The sequence below is a fragment of the Bradyrhizobium macuxiense genome, from assembly GCF_007993935.1.
Lineage (GTDB): Bacteria > Pseudomonadota > Alphaproteobacteria > Rhizobiales > Xanthobacteraceae > Bradyrhizobium > Bradyrhizobium macuxiense_A.
In genome coordinates, this window is sequence record NZ_VITY01000005.1 from 378,228 (window position 1) to 394,220 (window position 15,993).

The following is a 15,993-nucleotide window of genomic DNA, read 5'->3' on the forward strand; positions in this document are numbered from 1 at the left end:
TTATTCCGCCGCTGCGCGATCGCTCGCGCGAAGAGCCAGGAAGCGTTCGGCCTCGAGCGCAGCCATGCAGCCGAGGCCGGCGGCGGTGACCGCCTGCCGGAAGGTTTCGTCCGCCACATCGCCCGCGGCGAACAGGCCGGGCATCGAGGTCGCCGTGGAGTTCGGCGCCACCTCGACATAGCCCGACGGTTTCAGCTTGATCTGGCCTTTGACGAGCTCCGTCGCCGGCGCATGGCCGATCGCGATGAAGATGCCGTCGGTCTTCAGGTCGGTCAGGGCACCGGTCTTGACGTTCTTGAGCCGCACATGGGTGACCTTGTTCGGATTCTCCGATCCGCAGATCTCGTCGATCGCGGAGTCCCACACCACCTTGATCTTGGGATGCTTGAACAGCCGCTCCTGCAGGATGCGCTCGGCGCGGAAGTGATCGCGGCGATGCACGATGGTGACCTGCGAGGCATGATTGGTCAGGTACAGCGCTTCCTCGACCGCGGTGTTGCCGCCGCCGACCACCACGACTTCCTTGCCGCGGTAGAAGAAGCCGTCGCAGGTCGCGCAGGCCGAGACGCCGCCGCCCTGGAATTTCTCTTCCGAGGGCAGCCCGAGCCAGCGCGCCTGGGCGCCGGTGGCGAGGATGACGGTCTCGGCGAGATAGACGTCGCCGGAATCGCAGGTCAGGCGGAACGGCCGCTGACTGAGTTCCAGCTTGTTGACGAGATCGGTGACGATCTTGGTGCCGACATGCGCCGCCTGCTTCTCCATCTGCTCCATCAGCCAGGGGCCCTGGATCACATCGGCGAAGCCGGGATAGTTCTCGACGTCGGTGGTGATGGTGAGCTGCCCGCCCGGCTGAATGCCCTGGATCAGGATCGGTTCGAGCATCGCGCGCGCCGCGTAGATCGCTGCGGTGTAACCGGCGGGGCCGGACCCGATGATGACGACCTTGGCATGGGTAGGCGCGGGCATTTTGAGATCCCTCTCTTTTGGGGATTTTGATCAGGGACTTGTGCGGGAAGCGCCCCGGAAACGCGTCACGGCGGCGCCAAAAGTGTCAAATCCAAGTCTAGGATATCTGGGAAGCTATGCAAGATTTGCAATCCATGGCAGCGATTTTTCCCCGGAACTGAAGTCACATTCGCGAAATCATGCGCTGCACGCGCAATAAAATTGCGCAATGCTGGCTGGCTGCGCTATGAGAGTTGCCGGCAGACCTGCCAAATCTTCCAAACCCCAGGGGAACCGTAGTCGCGTGTCGAAGAACCTTGACGAGATCGACCTCAAAATCCTCGCCGAGATCCAGGCCGATGGCCGAATCACCAATGTGGAACTCGCCAAACGCGTCGGGATCTCGCCGCCACCCTGCCTGCGCAGGGTCCGCGCGCTGGAAGAGGAAGGCTACATCCAGGGATATCGCGGCCTGCTCGATCCGCGCCGCCTCGGCTACGACGTCACGGTGTTCGCCTCGGTGCATCTGTCGAGCCAGGCCGACGCCGATCTGCGCGCCTTCGAGAATTTCGTGCGCGCCGAGCCGCTGGTGCGCGAATGCTGGATGCTGTCGGGCGAAGTCGATTTCATCCTCAAATGCGTCGCCCCCGACATGGCGACGTTCCAGGATTTCGTCACCCATCTGACCGCCGCGCCGCATGTGCGCAACGTCAGGACGTCGCTGGTGCTGCACAACTCGAAATACGAAGCCGCGGTGCCGCTCGGCGTGAAGGCGGCGAGCTGACGCCGCACACAGCACGTCGGCCGTCATTGCGAGGAGCGAAGCGACGAAGCAATCCATCGCTCCGCATATGTCGACAGATGGATTGCTTCGCTTCGCTCGCAATGACGTGGTGAGAGCGCGCTACCGCTTGCCCATCGCGGCGTCGACGCTGATCGGGCCCGGGCCCGAGGTCGCGAGATACAGGCAGGCAAAGCAGAGCGCGATTGCAAGACTGCCGTTGTTGAGCAGCGGATAGAAGCCTTTGGGGAAATGGCCGATGAAGTAGGCGAAGGCCATTTCGCCCGCCAGGATGAAGGCCACGATCCGTGAAAACAGGCCGATCATCAGCAGCCCGCCCAGGATCAATTCGAGAGTGCCGGCTGCGCCGATCAACGAGAACAGTTCGACTTTCTCGAACATCGTCCCGGAAGGGAATTTGAGAAGCTTGGCGACGCCAAACTGAAACAGCAGCAGTCCTGTGATGAACCGAAACAGGCTCAGCGCCACCGGTTGAAACTTGGAAAACATCTGGTCCATTGTCATTTACCCCCTGATTGACACGCTGGAACATTGCACGATGCAGAACCACACGGTGTTCGCCACCGGAGTGTGATGTCAACACCTAGCGTCTGGAATCATTCCTCGCGCGATTGCAGTTGCGAGAGAACGCACCAGTGACACGGTGACGCGCTGCGATGCGTATTGCGACGCAATCTTCAGCCGAGCCGCAGTCCCCCGACATGATTATATTGCATAAACATGTCACGGCCTCACTAGTATGGCGCGCCGCGGCTCTCCACTCACATTGCTGTCAGACAGGGGGTAAAATGCGGGCACAAAAAAAGCCGCGTGCAGGACGCGGCCTTTTTGCACCAGTCACATCGAGGTAACTACCGCCACTCGACCTTGGTGATCTCATAGGCCTTGGCGCCGCCCGGCGCCATCACCTCGACGGTGGTGCCCTTCTTCTTGCCGATCAGCGCGCGTGCAAGCGGCGAGGTGATGGAGATGCGGCCCTTCTTGGCGTCGGCTTCGACCTCACCGACGATCTGCCACACCGCCTTCTTCTCGGTGTCCTCGTCGATCAGCGTCACGGTCGCGCCGAACTTGATGGTGTCGCCGGACAGTTTCGAGATGTCGATGATGTCGGCGCGCGCGAGCTTGTCTTCGAGCTCGGCGATGCGGCCCTCGTTGTGCGACTGCTCTTCCTTGGCGGCGTGATACTCGGCGTTTTCCGAGAGGTCGCCATGCGAGCGCGCTTCCGCAATGTGTTCGATGATGCGCGGACGATCCTCCGACTGGCGTCGCTTCAACTCGTCCGTCAGCGCGGCGTATCCGCCCGCGGTCATCGGAACCTTATCCATCATCTTCGTCCTTCATCCTGCGCGCCCGGCGGCCTGCAGGAATATCCAGTTCAGCTAACGCAGGAATCAGGACGCACGCGCGCCCGGAAGCCCAGTGATATTCGGCCCCGCTAAGGGCCGTGACAACATCCAATCGCGCGGTGAGTTCCAGCCATTCGGCTAATTGACCGCTTCGGGCCTTCAGCCCGGGCAGCGGTCAGCTTTCGGAAAAGTAACTCTGAAGCGTGCGGACCTCAAGGTCCCCGTCCCGATAGGCCCGGATCCCCCGCGCGGCCGCCACCGCGCCTGAAAGAGTGGTGTAATATGGCACTTTATGCAAGAGGGCAGCCCGCCGCAGCGAGCGGCTGTCGGCCAGCGCCTGCGGACCTTCGGTGGTATTGAAGACCAGCTGGACGTCGCCATTGGTGATGGCGTCGACGATGTGCGGACGGCCTTCGAGCACCTTGTTGACCTTCTCCGTCGGCACGCCGTTGTCGCTGAGATAGCGCTGCGTGCCCGAGGTCGCCATCACCTTGAAGCCGAGCGAGTGCAACAGCCGCACCGCATCCGCGATGCGCATCTTGTCGTCACCACGCACCGAGACGAACACCGTGCCCTGCCGCGGGACGCGCGTGCCGCCGCCGAGCTGGCTCTTCGCGAACGCGACCTCGAACGAGCGATCGATGCCCATCACTTCGCCGGTCGAACGCATCTCGGGTCCGAGCACGGTGTCGACGCCGGGGAAGCGCGCGAACGGGAACACCGATTCCTTCACGCCGACATGGCCGAGCTTCTTTTTCTTCAGCTTGAAGTCGGCGAGCTTCTCGCCGGCCATGATCCGCGCCGCGATCTTGGCGACCGGCGTGCCGATCACCTTGGCGACGAACGGCACGGTGCGGGACGCGCGCGGGTTGACCTCGAGCACGTAGATCTCGCCGTCCTTGATGGCGTATTGCACGTTCATCAGGCCGACGACGTCGAGGCCGAGCGCGAGCTCGCGGGTCTGCCGCTCCAGCTCCTCGATGGTGTTGGCGTCGAGCGAATGCGGCGGCAGCGAGCAGGCGGAGTCGCCGGAGTGGATGCCGGCTTCCTCGATGTGCTCCATGATGCCGACGATGAAGGTATCCTTGCCGTCGCAGAGGCAGTCGACGTCGACTTCGGTCGCATCGGACAGATAGCGATCGAACAGCAGTGGATTCTTGCCGAGCACGGTGTTGATCTGCCCGGTCTTGTCGTTCGGGTAGCGCGCCTTGACGTCGGCGGGCACCAGCTCGGGCAGCGTTCCCAAGAGGTAGTCGTTGAGCTGGGTCTCCTCGCGGATGATCTGCATCGCGCGGCCGCCGAGCACGTAGGACGGACGCACCACCAGCGGCAGATCGAGATCGGCGGCGACCAGGCGGGCCTGCTCGACCGAATAGGCGATGCCGTTCTTCGGCTGCTTGAGACGGAGCTTGTCGAGCACGCGCTTGAAGCGGTCGCGGTCCTCGGCGAGGTCGATCGCGTCAGGCGAGGTGCCGAGGATCGGCACTTCGGCGGCTTCGAGCGCGCGGGCAAGCTTCAGCGGGGTCTGGCCGCCGAACTGCACGATGACGCCGTGCAGCGTGCCGTTGGTGCGCTCGGTCGCGATGATCTCCAGCACGTCCTCGGCGGTGAGCGGCTCGAAATACAGCCGGTCGGCGGTGTCGTAGTCGGTCGACACCGTCTCCGGATTGCAGTTGATCATGATGGTCTCGTAGCCGGCGTCCTCCAGCGCGAAGCAGGCGTGGCAGCAGCAATAGTCGAACTCGATCCCCTGTCCGATGCGGTTCGGCCCGCCGCCGAGGATGATGACCTTCTTGCGGTCCGACGGCGCGCTCTCGTCGGCGAATTCGCCCGCGAACGGCCGCTCATAGGTCGAATACATGTAGGCGGTGGGCGAGGCGAACTCGGCCGCGCAGGTGTCGATGCGCTTGAACACCGGGCGCACCCCGAGCGCATGGCGCCTGGCGGTGACGTCGGCTTCGGTGGTTTCCGTCAGCACGGCGAGCCGCGCATCCGAGAAGCCCATCGCCTTCAGCATGCGCATCGAGAATGCATTCGACGGCAGGCCGCTGCTGCGGACCTTGTCTTCCATCTCGACGATGCTGCGCAGTTCGGCGAGGAACCAGGGATCGATCTTGCAGGAGTTGAAGATCTCCTCGTTCGACCAGCCGAGTCGCATCGCCTGCGCGACCTGCAGCAGGCGGTTCGGCGTCGGCGTGCCGAGTGCGGCGCGGATCGCGTTCTTGTCGTCGCTGCGGCCGAGGCCTTCGATGTCGATCTCGTCGAGGCCGGTCAGCCCGGTCTCGAGCCCGCGCAGGGCCTTCTGCAGGCTCTCCTGGAAGGTGCGGCCGATCGCCATCACCTCGCCGACCGACTTCATCGAGGTCGTCAGCGTGGAGGAAGCGCCGGGGAACTTCTCGAACGCGAAGCGCGGAATCTTGGTGACGACGTAGTCGATCGTCGGCTCGAACGAGGCCGGCGTGGCGCCGCCGGTGATGTCGTTGGCGATCTCGTCGAGCGTGTAGCCGATCGCGAGCTTGGCTGCGACCTTGGCGATCGGGAAGCCGGTGGCCTTCGACGCCAGCGCCGAAGAACGAGACACGCGCGGGTTCATCTCGATCACGACCATGCGGCCGTCGTCCGGATTGATGCCGAACTGAACGTTGGAGCCGCCGGTCTCCACCCCGATCTCGCGCAGCACCGCAATCGATGCGTCGCGCATGATCTGGTATTCCTTGTCGGTCAGCGTCAGCGCCGGCGCCACCGTGATGGAATCACCGGTGTGCACGCCCATCGGATCGACGTTCTCGATCGAGCAGATGATGATGCAATTGTCCTTCTTGTCGCGCACCACCTCCATCTCGAACTCTTTCCAGCCGAGAACGGATTCCTCGATCAGCACCTCGTTGGTCGGCGAGGCATCGAGGCCGCGCTCGATGATGTCGAGATACTCTTCCTTGTTGTAGGCGATGCCGCCGCCGGTGCCGCCGAGCGTGAAGGAGGGACGGATGATCGCGGGCAAGCCGATGTCGGACAGCGCCATCAGCGCCTCGGCCAGGGCCTGCTGCTGGTAGCGCTTGCGCCGCTCGTTCTCGCCGGCTTCCCACTTGCGCTCGAACGCTTCGAGCTCGGCGCCGGACAGCTTGGCCTGATCGGCGAGGTATTTGTCGCGGTCGGATTTCTTCAGCGCCGAGGCGTTGGCGAGCCGCGACCGCGGCGTCTGCAGCCCGATCTTCTCCATGGCGTCGCGGAACAGCTGGCGGTCTTCGGCCTTGTCGATCGCGTCCGCGGTGGCGCCGATCATCTCGACGTCGAACTTCTCCAGCGTGCCCTGCTTGCGCAGCGACAGCGCGCAGTTCAGCGCGGTCTGGCCGCCCATGGTCGGCAACAGCGCGAAGCCGCCGGGCAGGACGTAGCGTTCCTTTTCGATGATCTTGGCGACGATTTCGGGCGTGATCGGCTCGATATAGGTGGCGTCCGCCAGCTCCGGGTCGGTCATGATCGTGGCCGGGTTCGAATTGACCAGGACGATCCGATAGCCCTCTTCCTTCAGCGTCTTGCAGGCCTGCGTGCCGGAATAGTCGAATTCGCAGGCCTGGCCGATCACGATGGGACCGGCGCCGATGATCAGGATGGTGGAGATGTCGGTTCTTTTGGGCATCAGCTCTCGCGGACTGGAATTTGGGCACAAAAAAAGGGCGCGCTTCCCGCGCGTCCCTCGAGCCATGCGCTACATTTTGCAGCGCCGGAAGCGCGATCCCTCGCGCGCGGGTGGTCTTTAGACCAGTTTCCGCACCCGCGAAACCCCCAAAAGCGGCCAATCAACCGGCAATTTTATATGGATTCAGCCGTTCCCGGCGGCTCCGGAACAGGTGCACCGCCAAAGCCATCGCAACGCTCGTGCCGCCAACCCAGCCGAGGTCGGTGGGGCTCGCGGTTGAGAGAACAAGCCCGCCGGTGGCCCCGCCGATGGCGAAGCCGAGATACATGGCGGACGCATTGAGCGACAGCGCGATCGCCGAGGCTTGCGGGTTGATATGGATGATGCTGGCGATCTGGGGCGGATAGAACGCCCAGCCCGAAATGCCCCAGAGGAAGATCAGGAGCAGCACCAGATGGCCGGCCTGGTCGGGGGCAACATATTTCAGCACGAACGACTGCAGGATGAGCGCGCTCGCCATGCCGGCAAGGCCGAGTGCCGCGGTCGATGTGGCGCCGATCCGGTCCGCCATCAGGCCGCCGGTCATATTGCCGATCGCTGCTGCCGAGCCGAACGCGAACAGTGCGAGGCTGACGCCGGAGGCATCAAAGCCGAGTTGCTGATGCAGCGGGATCGCAAGATAGGTGAACACCGTGAAGCCGCCGACCGCCCACAGGATGGTGATGACGAGCGCGGCGAGCACGGCACGGTGCCGTGCGACGGCAAGGCGCTCGGCAAGGTTCGCCGTGCTTCGCGGCAAGCCGCGTGGCAGGCCGAATGCAAGGCCGGCCAGGGCGATCAGTCCGAGCAAGGCCACCATCGCGAAGGTCGCTCGCCATCCCAGCAGGCTGCCGACGACATTGCCGAACGGCACGCCAATGACGGTCGCGACGGTGATGCCCGAGGTGACCAGCGCAACCGCGCGACCGCGCCGTTCCGGGGAGGCCACGGCGACCGAGACGCCGATTGCTGTAGGCATGCAGAGCCCGGCGCCGAGCGCCATTACGATGCGCGACGCCAGCAGGACCGGAAAATCCCAGGCCACCGTCGCCAGCAGATTGCCGACGATGAAGACCGACAGCGCCAGCGTCAGCACGGTCCGGCGATCGATATTGTTCAGCATCACGGCAAGGACCGGCGAGCCGATCGCGTAGGTGAGGGCGTAGGCCGTCACCAACTGGCCGGCCGCTGCGGCGGAAATCTGCACATCCGCTGCGATCGCCGGCAAAAGACCCGCGATCACAAACGCTTCGGTACCGATCGCAAAGGCACCCAGGGCCAGCCAGAACACGCTCATGACGTCAATCCTATTGTTCAATGTTTGTTGAACCATCGTTCGGCCATAACCGAATGTCAATTAGTTCAATAAATATTGAACATTGGATCAGAGCTGCTATGTTGGGCCGATGAGCCGCACGCCTCCACATCCGACCCGCGATCAGATCGAATTGCCCCTCCTGTTGGATTGCCTGAGCGATCCGACCAGGCTTGCGATCGTCTATAATTTGTCCCGGCACGATCCGGCGGCGACCGAGTTGCGCTGCGGGGATTTCAACGCCTTCAGCGGCAAGTCCAATCTCGCCTACCATTTCGCGAAGCTGCGCGAGGCAGGCGTGATCCAGACCCGCATCGCCGGCACCACGCGCTACATGAAGCTGCGCCGCAAAGACCTCGACGCGCGCTTTCCCGGCCTGCTCGATGCGATCCTGAAATCCGCCACGCGCGATGCGGAGCGATTGCAATTTCCGGAATGCGAAGTCGTCAGCGCGGCCTGACGCGCGCGAGGTTGATTGGATTGTTGAGCCGAACTTGCCGACGCCCGGCTGCGCCTTGCTACCTCGGCGCGGCCTTCGTCCGTCTACGCCTTCGCTACGCTCAAGCTACGCCGGACACGCTTTGCCCCGCCGGTCCGGCGTGGCTGCGCCACGCGTAGCCCGTTAGGGCGAAGCGTGGAGGCCCGGCCTGGATTTGAACCAGGATAAACAGTGTTGCACCACTGCCGCGTCGAAGCTTCCGCCACCGGGCCAAGTGGATCATTGCTGATTATTTCAGCGGCCGCTACGTTTACTTTTGGTTAACCCTAATTTTTTCTGCAACCTTTGATCAGTGGTGCGCCACGAACGTCATCCGCCACGGATTGTGCCCGATGTTGCGCGGCGCGCGGGTGGCGCTGAAGCCGGCGGCGGCGAACTTTTTAATCATCTCGTCCTCGCGGTAGCGCTGCAGCCCGATCCTGGTGCGCAGTTGCCGGTAATCGGACAGTGCGGTTGAGGCCAGCCCGACCACCGCATCGCGCAGGAAGCCGTGGACCGCCGCAAAGCGCAGCAGTGCGACGACGTCCCTGGCCATGCCGACTTCCGGCCGCAGGATATCGCCGAGCACGAAACGGCCGGTCGGCTTCAGCAGGCGGTGGATCACGTCGAATGCGGTATCGAGCTCCTGCGGCGTCATGTATTGCGCCACCGAGTTCATCACCACGAGGTCGATCGAGTCGGCCGCCATGTTCTTCAGCTCATCGAGCGAGCGGACGCGGATCCGGGTGTCGGACGCAAAGCGCGCGACCAGACGGCCGCGGACGCCGGGCGCAGGCTCCGCCAAATAGAGCTGGGCGCAGGCATTGGCGACCTTCATAGCCGAGAGCGCCTCGCCGCAGGCGTAATCCAGCACCACGGCGTCGGGCGAAGTGATGTATCCGATAATGTCGTTTGCGATGACCTGGAAATGCAGGTCGCGGTGCAGTCGGCTCGCATAAATCGTATGCGTGGAATCGTAATAGTCGATCCATTCATCCATCGCGTTTGGTATCCGGCAGAATGGGTTCCTGACTTCCAGGAACGGGTGGGCTGACGATGCGTTAGCGGTCCGGCGGCCAATATTCAATGCGCCGAAATACGGGTTCCTAACAGGAAGGTTCAACGTGAGCAAAGCCAAGATTGATGCCAACAAGACCGACAAGATCTCGCCCGACCTCGACACGCCGAGCGACCTGCCGCAGGCTGCGGTGGATACGATCTCGACCTCGCTGAACACGCTTCTGGCTGATGCCTTTGCGCTCTATTTGAAGACCAAGAATTTTCACTGGCATGTCAGCGGCCGGCATTTCCATGATTACCATTTGTTGCTGGACGAGCAGTCGGACGCGATCTTCGCGACCACAGACCAGCTCGCCGAGCGGGTGCGCAAGCTCGGCGGCGCGACGCTGAGGTCGATCGGCGACATCGCCAAGCATCAGACCATCAAGGACAATGACGAGGACTATGTCCCGCCGCGCGAAATGCTGCGCGAACTGATGGAGGACAACAAGCACATCGCGGCGGCGATGCGCAAGGCGCACAAGCTCGCCGACGACCACGAGGACTCCGGCACCGCCGGCCTGCTGGAAACCTTCATCGACGAAACCGAGCGCCGCACCTGGTTCCTGTTCGAGGCCAGCCGCCAGGAAGGCAGCAACGCGGCGTAGTCTTCACCCTCTCCCCTTGTGGGAGAGGGTGGCTTCGATGCGGAAGCATCGAAGCCGGGTGAGGGGTCTCTATCCGCGGATGCAGACCCCTCATCCGGCGCGGATTGCATCCGCGCCACCTTCTCCCACAAGGGGAGAAGGGAAAGGGGCAGCGCCGCTTGCCGATGTTTCAGCGCTTCCACAGCCGCACCAGCGGACCGTCCTTGCCCAGCACCGGATCGGTCGCGGGGACCGCGACCTGCGGGATCGTCTTCAGCGCCCGCGCGTGGTTCTCCGGCGTCGGCCGTTGCAGGTCCATCGGCGGGCCCGGCGGATAGGCGCCGACCACGCTGAAATCGCCGCTCGCCGACAGGCATTGATGCCCGGTGCCGGCCGGCAGGATCGCGACGTCACCGGCTGCGATCTCCAGCGCATGACCATGCTCGCCGCCGAACTGCACCCGTGCGCTGCCGCGGGCGACGCCCAGCACTTCGTGCACGGTGGCGTGGTAATGCGCGAAGTCGTAGACGCCGTTGCGCCACATCGCGCCCCAGCCATTGCTGCCGAACAGCTGCTCGATCGTCGCCTCCGGATTGCTGCCGACGTCGATGGCGGCCCTGTAAACCAGGAACGGCATCGGATTGTTCGGCACCAAGCCGTCGTCCTGGAAGACGAAGGTCTGGGGCTCGGCATCGGAACTGACGACCGGCATGGCTACTCTCCAGCGTTGCGAGCGGCGGTGAGGTCAGGACAGACCAAGCGGCCGGTCCGGAAACCGTTCCCGCTAGATCTTGAACTTCAGCACCTCGTCCTTGAATTTGAGCCCGTGTCCCGGCCGCTCCGGCGCGGTGATCATGCCGTTGGCGATCTCCGGCGGGTCGACCCAGAGGTCGTCGATCAGCGCCATGTTCTCGCACCAGATGCCGTTCGGGATCGACGCCAGCAGGTGCACGTTGAGCTCGGGGAACAGATGCGGCGCGATGGTGATGCCGAACGTGTCCGCCAGCGTCGCGATCTTGCGCAGGTCGGTCATGCCGCCGCGCATCGGGTCCGGTTGCAGGATCGGCAGGCAGGGATTGAGAAAGAACGGCCGCAGATCGTAGCGCGTGAAATGCGTCTCGCCGCCGACGACGCGCATGTCGAGCGCCGCGGCGATGCGCTGATAGCCGGCGAAATCATCGGCCGGCACCGGCTCCTCGAGCCAGTAGATATCGTACTTCTCGAACTTGCGTCCCATCTCGATCGCGACATCGGCGCTCCAGCCCATGTTGACGTCGATCATGATGTCGATGCCAGGGCCGAGCGCCTCGCGCATGCGGCGCACATTGTCGAGGTCCTGCGCCGGCGTGTGAACATGCGCGACCTGCATCTTGATCGCCTTGTAGCCCTGCTTGACGAAATGCAGCGCCTTCTCGATCATCCCGTCGCCGCCGGCGCCACGGAAGCAGCCGGAACCATAGACCGGGATTTCCGAACGATAATGCCCCCACAGCCGATGCAGCGGCAGGCCGGCGCGTTTTCCGAGCACATCCCACAGCGCGATGTCGAGCGCCGACATCGCCATTGCGGCGATGCCGCCGCGGCCATAGGTCATCGTCGCGGTCCACAGATCGCGCCAGATCGCCTCGATCGCGCTGGCGTCCTTGCCGATGACGCGCGGGATGATGCACTCGTCGAGGCAGGCCGCGATCGACTGCATCGCCGGGCGGAACACGAACAGATAGCCCATGCCGGTGACGCCGCCTGCCGTCTCGACGTCGCAGATCAGGATGTCGCGCGTGGCGCCGAGCGCCGCGCCCTTCAGCCAGGGATCGTCGGCCCAGGGGAGCCGCAGCATCGTCACGCGGATGTCGCGGATCGTCATGTCGGAGCTGGCTGACATCATCGGGGTTTCCCTTCATCTGCGGCCGGATCATGTTGCCTGATCTCGGATAAGGGAAACTCAATCACAGAGCGCAGGCAGCAATCCAGCGCGCTTTGTCATGCCTCCAATGCGCCAGGACCTTGCACCAAGACGCGATTGCCTTCAGGTCTTGGGCAGCTCGAACACCAGGCAGGTCGTGGTGGCGTGCGCGATCAGCTTACCCTTGGCGTCGGTGATGCGTGCTTCGGCGGTCGCAACCCGGCGGCCGGCGTTGAGGACCTGGCCTTCGGTGCGGATCGTGCCGGTGTCCTGGCTCATGCCGCGGACGAAGGAGATCTTGAACTCCAGCGTGGTGTAGCCAAAACCCTTCGGTAGCGTGGTCTGCACCGCGAGCCCCATCGCGGAGTCCAACAGGATCGCGGCGTAGCCGCCATGCACCGAGCCGATCGGGTTGTAGTGGCGCAGGCCGGGGATGCTGTGGATCACCACTTGGCCGGGCTCGGCGGTGCAGTCGAACGGCTCGACATTCTCCATGATCGGCGGCTCCGGCAGGGTGCGGGCGAAGATGCCGCGCACGAAGTCGAGCCCCGGCATCGATGCCATCACCTCCATCGACGAGACGCCGTAGGTAGGCTTCGGGGGCGGGCTGTCGGTCATCGGAAATCTCCGTCATTGCGAGCCACCCGGTCGGCGCGAAGCGCCGCCGGATGACAGGCTCCGCGAAGCAATCCATCGCTCCACGCGGGGATGGATGGATTGCTTCGTCGCTGCGCGCCTCGCAATGACGGTTGGCGGCTTTACGCCGCGCGCTTCTTCTGCCGCATCAAATCGGCAAAGCGCTGGAACAGATAGTGCGAGTCGCGCGGGCCGGGCGAGGCCTCGGGGTGGTACTGCACCGAGAACACCGGCTTGCCCTCGAGCGCGATGCCGCAGTTGGAGCCGTCGAACAGCGAGATATGGGTCTGGCTCGCGCCTTTGGGCAACGTCGCCTGATCGACCGCAAAACCGTGGTTCATCGAGGTGATCTCGACCTTGCCGGTGGTCTCGTCCTTGACCGGATGGTTGGCGCCGTGATGGCCCTGATGCATCTTCATGGTCCTGGCGCCGACGGCGAGGCCGAGCATCTGGTGGCCAAGGCAGATGCCGAAGGTCGGCGTCCCCGAGGCGATCACCTTCTGGATCACGGGCACGGCATATTTGCCGGTCGCGGCGGGATCGCCGGGGCCGTTCGAGAGGAACACGCCGTCCGGCTTCATCGCCAGGATGTCCTCGGCCGCGGTCGTCGCCGGCACCACGGTCACCTTGGCGCCGACGCCGGCGAGCAGGCGCAGGATGTTGCGCTTGATGCCGTAGTCGATCGCGACCACGTTGAATTCCGGCGCGGTCTGCTGGCCGAAACCCTTGCCCCACACCCAGGGCGTCTCATCCCAGGTGAAGCGCTGGCCGGAGGTGACCATCGGCACCAGGTCCATGCCCTCGAGGCCGGGCCATTCGCGGGCCTCTTCCTTCAGGGCGTGCAGGTCGAATTCGCCGGCCTTCGAATGGGCGATCACCGCATTGGGCATGCCCTTGGAGCGGATCAGCGCGGTCAGCGCCCGGGTGTCGATGCCGGAGAGGCCGATGATGCCGCGCGCCTTCAACCACTGGTCGAGGTGGCGGGTGGCGCGGAAATTCGAGGGATCCGTGATCGCCGAGCGCAGGATCACGCCGCGCGCACCGGGTGTCGCGGCCATGTTCACCGTCTCGATGTCTTCCTCGTTGGTACCGACATTGCCGATGTGCGGGAAGGTGAAGGTGATGATCTGGCCGGCATAGGACGGATCGGTGAGGATTTCCTCATAGCCGGTCATCGCGGTGTTGAAGCAGACCTCGCCGACGGCGTGGCCTTCCGCGCCGAGACCGAAGCCTTCCAGCACGGTACCATCGGCGAGCACAAGGAGCGCGGTCGGTTTGTGGTCCGGCCAGGCGGGAGCGTTTTCGGATGTTGTCATGAGCCCTTTAAATAGAGGCCGCACGCTGCGGCGTCAAAGCGAAAGGGCGCGGATTCACACGGCAATCCCGGCCGATTTGACAGGCCGGAACGGCCTTTTAATCTAAAGTTCCTCGAAGCGGCCGTTTGCTTGCCGAAAATGACCCGGTCCGGAGCACTCTATGGACAACACGATGCCGATTCTGCTCGTCCCGGGCCTCATCTGCTCGCCACGGATCTTTGCCCCGGTCATCCCGGCGCTGTGGCGGTGTGGGCCGGTCACGGTCGCCAACCACGTCAGGGACGACAATATGGGCGCAATCGCCCGCCGGATCCTGGCCGAGGCGCCGCCGCGCTTTGCCCTCGCCGGGCATTCGATGGGCGGCTACATCGCCTTCGAGATCATGCGGCAGGCGCCCGAACGGGTGGCGAAGCTGGCGCTGATGAGCACCCAGGCGCGGGCCGACACGCCGGAGGCGACCGCCCGCCGCCGCGGCATGATCGAGCGTGCCAAAAGCGGGCAGTTCAAGAGCGTGGTCGACGAGCTGTTTCCCGGCTTCGTGCATCCATCGCGGCAGGGCGACGCAGGCCTGCGCCGGATTGTTGATGACATGAGCGAGGACGTCGGGGCCGAGGCCTTCATCCGCCAGCAGAACGCGGTGCTGAGCCGGCCGGATTCGCGGCCGAGCATGGCCTGGATCAAGTGCCCGACCCTGGTGCTGACGTCCGACACCGACAACACAGTTCCGAATTCATTGTCGGACGAGATGGCGAATGGCATTCCCGGTGCCAAGCTCGTCGTGCTTGCCAATTGCGGTCACCTGCCGCAGCTGGAACAGCCGCAGGCTTGCGCGGATGCGTTGGTTGAGTGGCTCAGGAACTAAAGCGTTTTCGAGCGAAGTGGACGCCGGTTCGCGCCAGGAAAACGCGGCAAACAAGAGTTGTTCTGCTGCCGCAAACTGCCTACATGAAGGGATTACCGGTTCAAGGACACAGAGATGCTGCGCGACGATATCAACACTGCGGTCAAGGAAGCGATGAAGGCAAAGGACGAGCGCAAGCTCTCCACGCTGCGCATGGTCAATTCGACCATCAAGAACGCCGACATCGACGCGCGCGGGCAGGGCAAGCCGCCACTCTCCGATGCCGATCTGCTCGGCCTCTTGCAGAAGATGATCAAGCAGCGCCAGGAGTCGGTCGAGCTGTACGACAAGGGCGGCCGCGCCGAGCTCGCTGACCAGGAGCGCGCGGAGATCGCCGTGATCTCGGCGTACCTGCCGAAGCAGATGTCCGACGACGACGTGAAGGCCGCGATCTCGGCCATCATCGCCGAGACCAACGCCGCCGGGATCAAGGACATGGGCAAGGTGATCGGTGCGCTGAAGGCGAAATATGCCGGCCAGATGGATTTCGGCAAGGCCAGCGGCCTGGTGAAGGCGGCGCTCGCGGGATAGTCGCGGAGGTTTCCGATGTTTCGTGTCGCCGCGGACAGTCTGGAAGCCTATCTCGCCTTTGATCCCGGCCGCACCGCGGATCTCGAACAGCTGCACGCCGTGATGCGCAAGACGGCGCCATCGCTCAAGCGGCATTTTCACGAGGGCACGCCGGCCGGTGATGCCGGCATGCGCATGAACATGATCGGCTATGGCGAGTTTCGCTACGCGATCAAGTCCGGCAAGACCGCGGCCTGGCCGGTGATCGGGGTAGCGCTGCAGAAGAACTATATCAGCGTCTATGTCGCGGTGACCCGCGGCGGCAAGCCGCTGGTGTCCTGCTATGCCGGCAAGCTCGGCGAATTGCGCGCGGGCGGCAACAATTTCAGCTTCGCGGCGTTTGATGATCTGAAGGCTCCCGCCGTTGCGGCGCTGTTCGCCGAGGCCGCCGATATCTTCAAGGCGGATCGGGAGAACCCGGTCCGCTACATGCAGGGAAGCTGATAGCGACAAGGC

General features: G+C 64.0%; 16 protein-coding genes and 1 tRNA gene. 6 read left to right on the top strand and 11 right to left on the bottom strand.

Features of this window, described 5'->3' with window-relative positions:
• Entirely contained in the window at positions 1–966 is a 966-nt protein-coding gene (gene trxB / locus FBZ93_RS16200) for a thioredoxin-disulfide reductase (RefSeq protein ID WP_146986899.1), read from the bottom strand.
• Positions 967–1,249: 283 nt separating this feature from the next.
• On the opposite strand from trxB, the gene FBZ93_RS16205 reads away from it, so the two are divergent.
• Positions 1,250–1,729 carry an Lrp/AsnC family transcriptional regulator gene (locus tag FBZ93_RS16205; protein WP_050402725.1) on the top strand — a complete coding sequence of 160 codons (480 nt, stop codon included), beginning with the start codon at positions 1,250–1,252 and terminating at the stop codon, positions 1,727–1,729.
• A gap of 120 nt (positions 1,730–1,849) precedes the next feature.
• Here the strand turns inward: FBZ93_RS16205 and FBZ93_RS16210 are convergent, their stop codons facing one another.
• From FBZ93_RS16210 to FBZ93_RS16225, 4 genes are all read right to left on the bottom strand, one after another.
• The gene (locus FBZ93_RS16210) at positions 1,850–2,245 is read right to left on the bottom strand and encodes a DoxX family protein (protein ID WP_146986901.1); all 396 of its coding nucleotides are present in this window, start codon (positions 2,243–2,245) and stop codon (positions 1,850–1,852) included.
• Between the two features lie 353 nt (positions 2,246–2,598).
• Positions 2,599–3,072, bottom strand: coding sequence for a transcription elongation factor GreA (gene greA / locus FBZ93_RS16215; protein ID WP_089025704.1), 474 nt, complete (start codon positions 3,070–3,072; stop codon positions 2,599–2,601).
• A gap of 196 nt (positions 3,073–3,268) precedes the next feature.
• Entirely contained in the window at positions 3,269–6,733 is a 3,465-nt protein-coding gene (carB, locus tag FBZ93_RS16220; protein WP_146986902.1) for a carbamoyl-phosphate synthase large subunit, read from the bottom strand.
• A 160-nt stretch (positions 6,734–6,893) separates the two neighbouring features.
• Positions 6,894–8,069, bottom strand: a complete 1,176-nt coding sequence (locus tag FBZ93_RS16225) for an MFS transporter (RefSeq protein WP_146986903.1) — start codon at positions 8,067–8,069, stop codon at positions 6,894–6,896.
• A gap of 109 nt (positions 8,070–8,178) precedes the next feature.
• Here FBZ93_RS16225 and FBZ93_RS16230 point away from each other — a divergent pair, with 109 nt between their 5' ends.
• The gene (locus FBZ93_RS16230) at positions 8,179–8,547 is read left to right on the top strand and encodes an ArsR/SmtB family transcription factor (RefSeq protein WP_146986904.1); all 369 of its coding nucleotides are present in this window, start codon (positions 8,179–8,181) and stop codon (positions 8,545–8,547) included.
• Between the two features lie 175 nt (positions 8,548–8,722).
• Here FBZ93_RS16230 and FBZ93_RS16235 read toward each other — a convergent pair.
• Both FBZ93_RS16235 and FBZ93_RS16240 read right to left on the bottom strand, forming a co-directional pair.
• Positions 8,723–8,798, bottom strand: a tRNA-OTHER gene (locus FBZ93_RS16235).
• A gap of 77 nt (positions 8,799–8,875) precedes the next feature.
• A complete protein-coding gene (locus FBZ93_RS16240; RefSeq protein WP_146986905.1) occupies positions 8,876–9,565 on the bottom strand; it encodes a class I SAM-dependent methyltransferase in 690 nt (229 codons plus the stop codon).
• A 139-nt stretch (positions 9,566–9,704) separates the two neighbouring features.
• Here FBZ93_RS16240 and FBZ93_RS16245 point away from each other — a divergent pair, with 139 nt between their 5' ends.
• Positions 9,705–10,232 carry a Dps family protein gene (locus tag FBZ93_RS16245; protein WP_146987059.1) on the top strand — a complete coding sequence of 176 codons (528 nt, stop codon included), beginning with the start codon at positions 9,705–9,707 and terminating at the stop codon, positions 10,230–10,232.
• A gap of 169 nt (positions 10,233–10,401) precedes the next feature.
• On the opposite strand, the gene FBZ93_RS16250 is transcribed toward FBZ93_RS16245, so the two are convergent.
• From FBZ93_RS16250 to carA, 4 genes are all read right to left on the bottom strand, one after another.
• Positions 10,402–10,923 carry a cupin domain-containing protein gene (locus tag FBZ93_RS16250; RefSeq protein ID WP_146986906.1) on the bottom strand — a complete coding sequence of 174 codons (522 nt, stop codon included), beginning with the start codon at positions 10,921–10,923 and terminating at the stop codon, positions 10,402–10,404.
• A gap of 72 nt (positions 10,924–10,995) precedes the next feature.
• Complete coding sequence (locus FBZ93_RS16255; protein WP_146986907.1) at positions 10,996–12,096, bottom strand: mandelate racemase/muconate lactonizing enzyme family protein; 1,101 nt, start codon at positions 12,094–12,096, stop codon at positions 10,996–10,998.
• 141 nt (positions 12,097–12,237) lie between these two features.
• Positions 12,238–12,732: a PaaI family thioesterase gene (locus FBZ93_RS16260; protein WP_146986908.1), complete on the bottom strand. Its 495-nt coding sequence runs from the start codon at positions 12,730–12,732 to the stop codon at positions 12,238–12,240.
• Between the two features lie 140 nt (positions 12,733–12,872).
• The gene (gene carA / locus FBZ93_RS16265) at positions 12,873–14,066 is read right to left on the bottom strand and encodes a glutamine-hydrolyzing carbamoyl-phosphate synthase small subunit (protein WP_146986909.1); all 1,194 of its coding nucleotides are present in this window, start codon (positions 14,064–14,066) and stop codon (positions 12,873–12,875) included.
• Positions 14,067–14,226: 160 nt separating this feature from the next.
• Between carA and FBZ93_RS16270 the strand changes: the two genes are divergently transcribed.
• The 3 genes from FBZ93_RS16270 (at position 14,227) to FBZ93_RS16280 (ending at position 15,981) form a co-directional block, all read left to right on the top strand.
• Positions 14,227–14,928: an alpha/beta fold hydrolase gene (locus FBZ93_RS16270; RefSeq protein ID WP_146986910.1), complete on the top strand. Its 702-nt coding sequence runs from the start codon at positions 14,227–14,229 to the stop codon at positions 14,926–14,928.
• 114 nt (positions 14,929–15,042) lie between these two features.
• On the top strand, positions 15,043–15,498 hold the full coding sequence (locus FBZ93_RS16275) for a GatB/YqeY domain-containing protein (protein ID WP_146986911.1): 456 nt from the start codon (positions 15,043–15,045) through the stop codon (positions 15,496–15,498).
• A 15-nt stretch (positions 15,499–15,513) separates the two neighbouring features.
• Positions 15,514–15,981: a hypothetical protein gene (locus tag FBZ93_RS16280; protein ID WP_146986912.1), complete on the top strand. Its 468-nt coding sequence runs from the start codon at positions 15,514–15,516 to the stop codon at positions 15,979–15,981.
• Positions 15,982–15,993 lie beyond the last annotated feature (12 nt).

Bases quoted from the DNA above. Each gene is read 5' to 3' on its own strand.
- carA (WP_146986909.1), bottom strand. From the start codon at position 14,066: ATGACAACATCCGAAAACGCTCCCGCCTGGCCGGACCACAAACCGACC.
- FBZ93_RS16280 (WP_146986912.1), top strand. From the start codon at position 15,514: ATGTTTCGTGTCGCCGCGGACAGTCTGGAAGCCTATCTCGCCTTTGAT.
- FBZ93_RS16250 (WP_146986906.1), bottom strand. From the start codon at position 10,923: ATGCCGGTCGTCAGTTCCGATGCCGAGCCCCAGACCTTCGTCTTCCAG.
- FBZ93_RS16270 (WP_146986910.1), top strand. From the start codon at position 14,227: ATGGACAACACGATGCCGATTCTGCTCGTCCCGGGCCTCATCTGCTCG.
- FBZ93_RS16230 (WP_146986904.1), top strand. From the start codon at position 8,179: ATGAGCCGCACGCCTCCACATCCGACCCGCGATCAGATCGAATTGCCC.
- FBZ93_RS16275 (WP_146986911.1), top strand. From the start codon at position 15,043: ATGCTGCGCGACGATATCAACACTGCGGTCAAGGAAGCGATGAAGGCA.
- FBZ93_RS16255 (WP_146986907.1), bottom strand. From the start codon at position 12,096: ATGATGTCAGCCAGCTCCGACATGACGATCCGCGACATCCGCGTGACG.
- FBZ93_RS16240 (WP_146986905.1), bottom strand. From the start codon at position 9,565: ATGGATGAATGGATCGACTATTACGATTCCACGCATACGATTTATGCG.
- FBZ93_RS16260 (WP_146986908.1), bottom strand. From the start codon at position 12,732: ATGACCGACAGCCCGCCCCCGAAGCCTACCTACGGCGTCTCGTCGATG.
- trxB (WP_146986899.1), bottom strand. From the start codon at position 966: ATGCCCGCGCCTACCCATGCCAAGGTCGTCATCATCGGGTCCGGCCCC.
- FBZ93_RS16210 (WP_146986901.1), bottom strand. From the start codon at position 2,245: ATGGACCAGATGTTTTCCAAGTTTCAACCGGTGGCGCTGAGCCTGTTT.
- FBZ93_RS16225 (WP_146986903.1), bottom strand. From the start codon at position 8,069: ATGAGCGTGTTCTGGCTGGCCCTGGGTGCCTTTGCGATCGGTACCGAA.
- carB (WP_146986902.1), bottom strand. From the start codon at position 6,733: ATGCCCAAAAGAACCGACATCTCCACCATCCTGATCATCGGCGCCGGT.
- greA (WP_089025704.1), bottom strand. From the start codon at position 3,072: ATGGATAAGGTTCCGATGACCGCGGGCGGATACGCCGCGCTGACGGAC.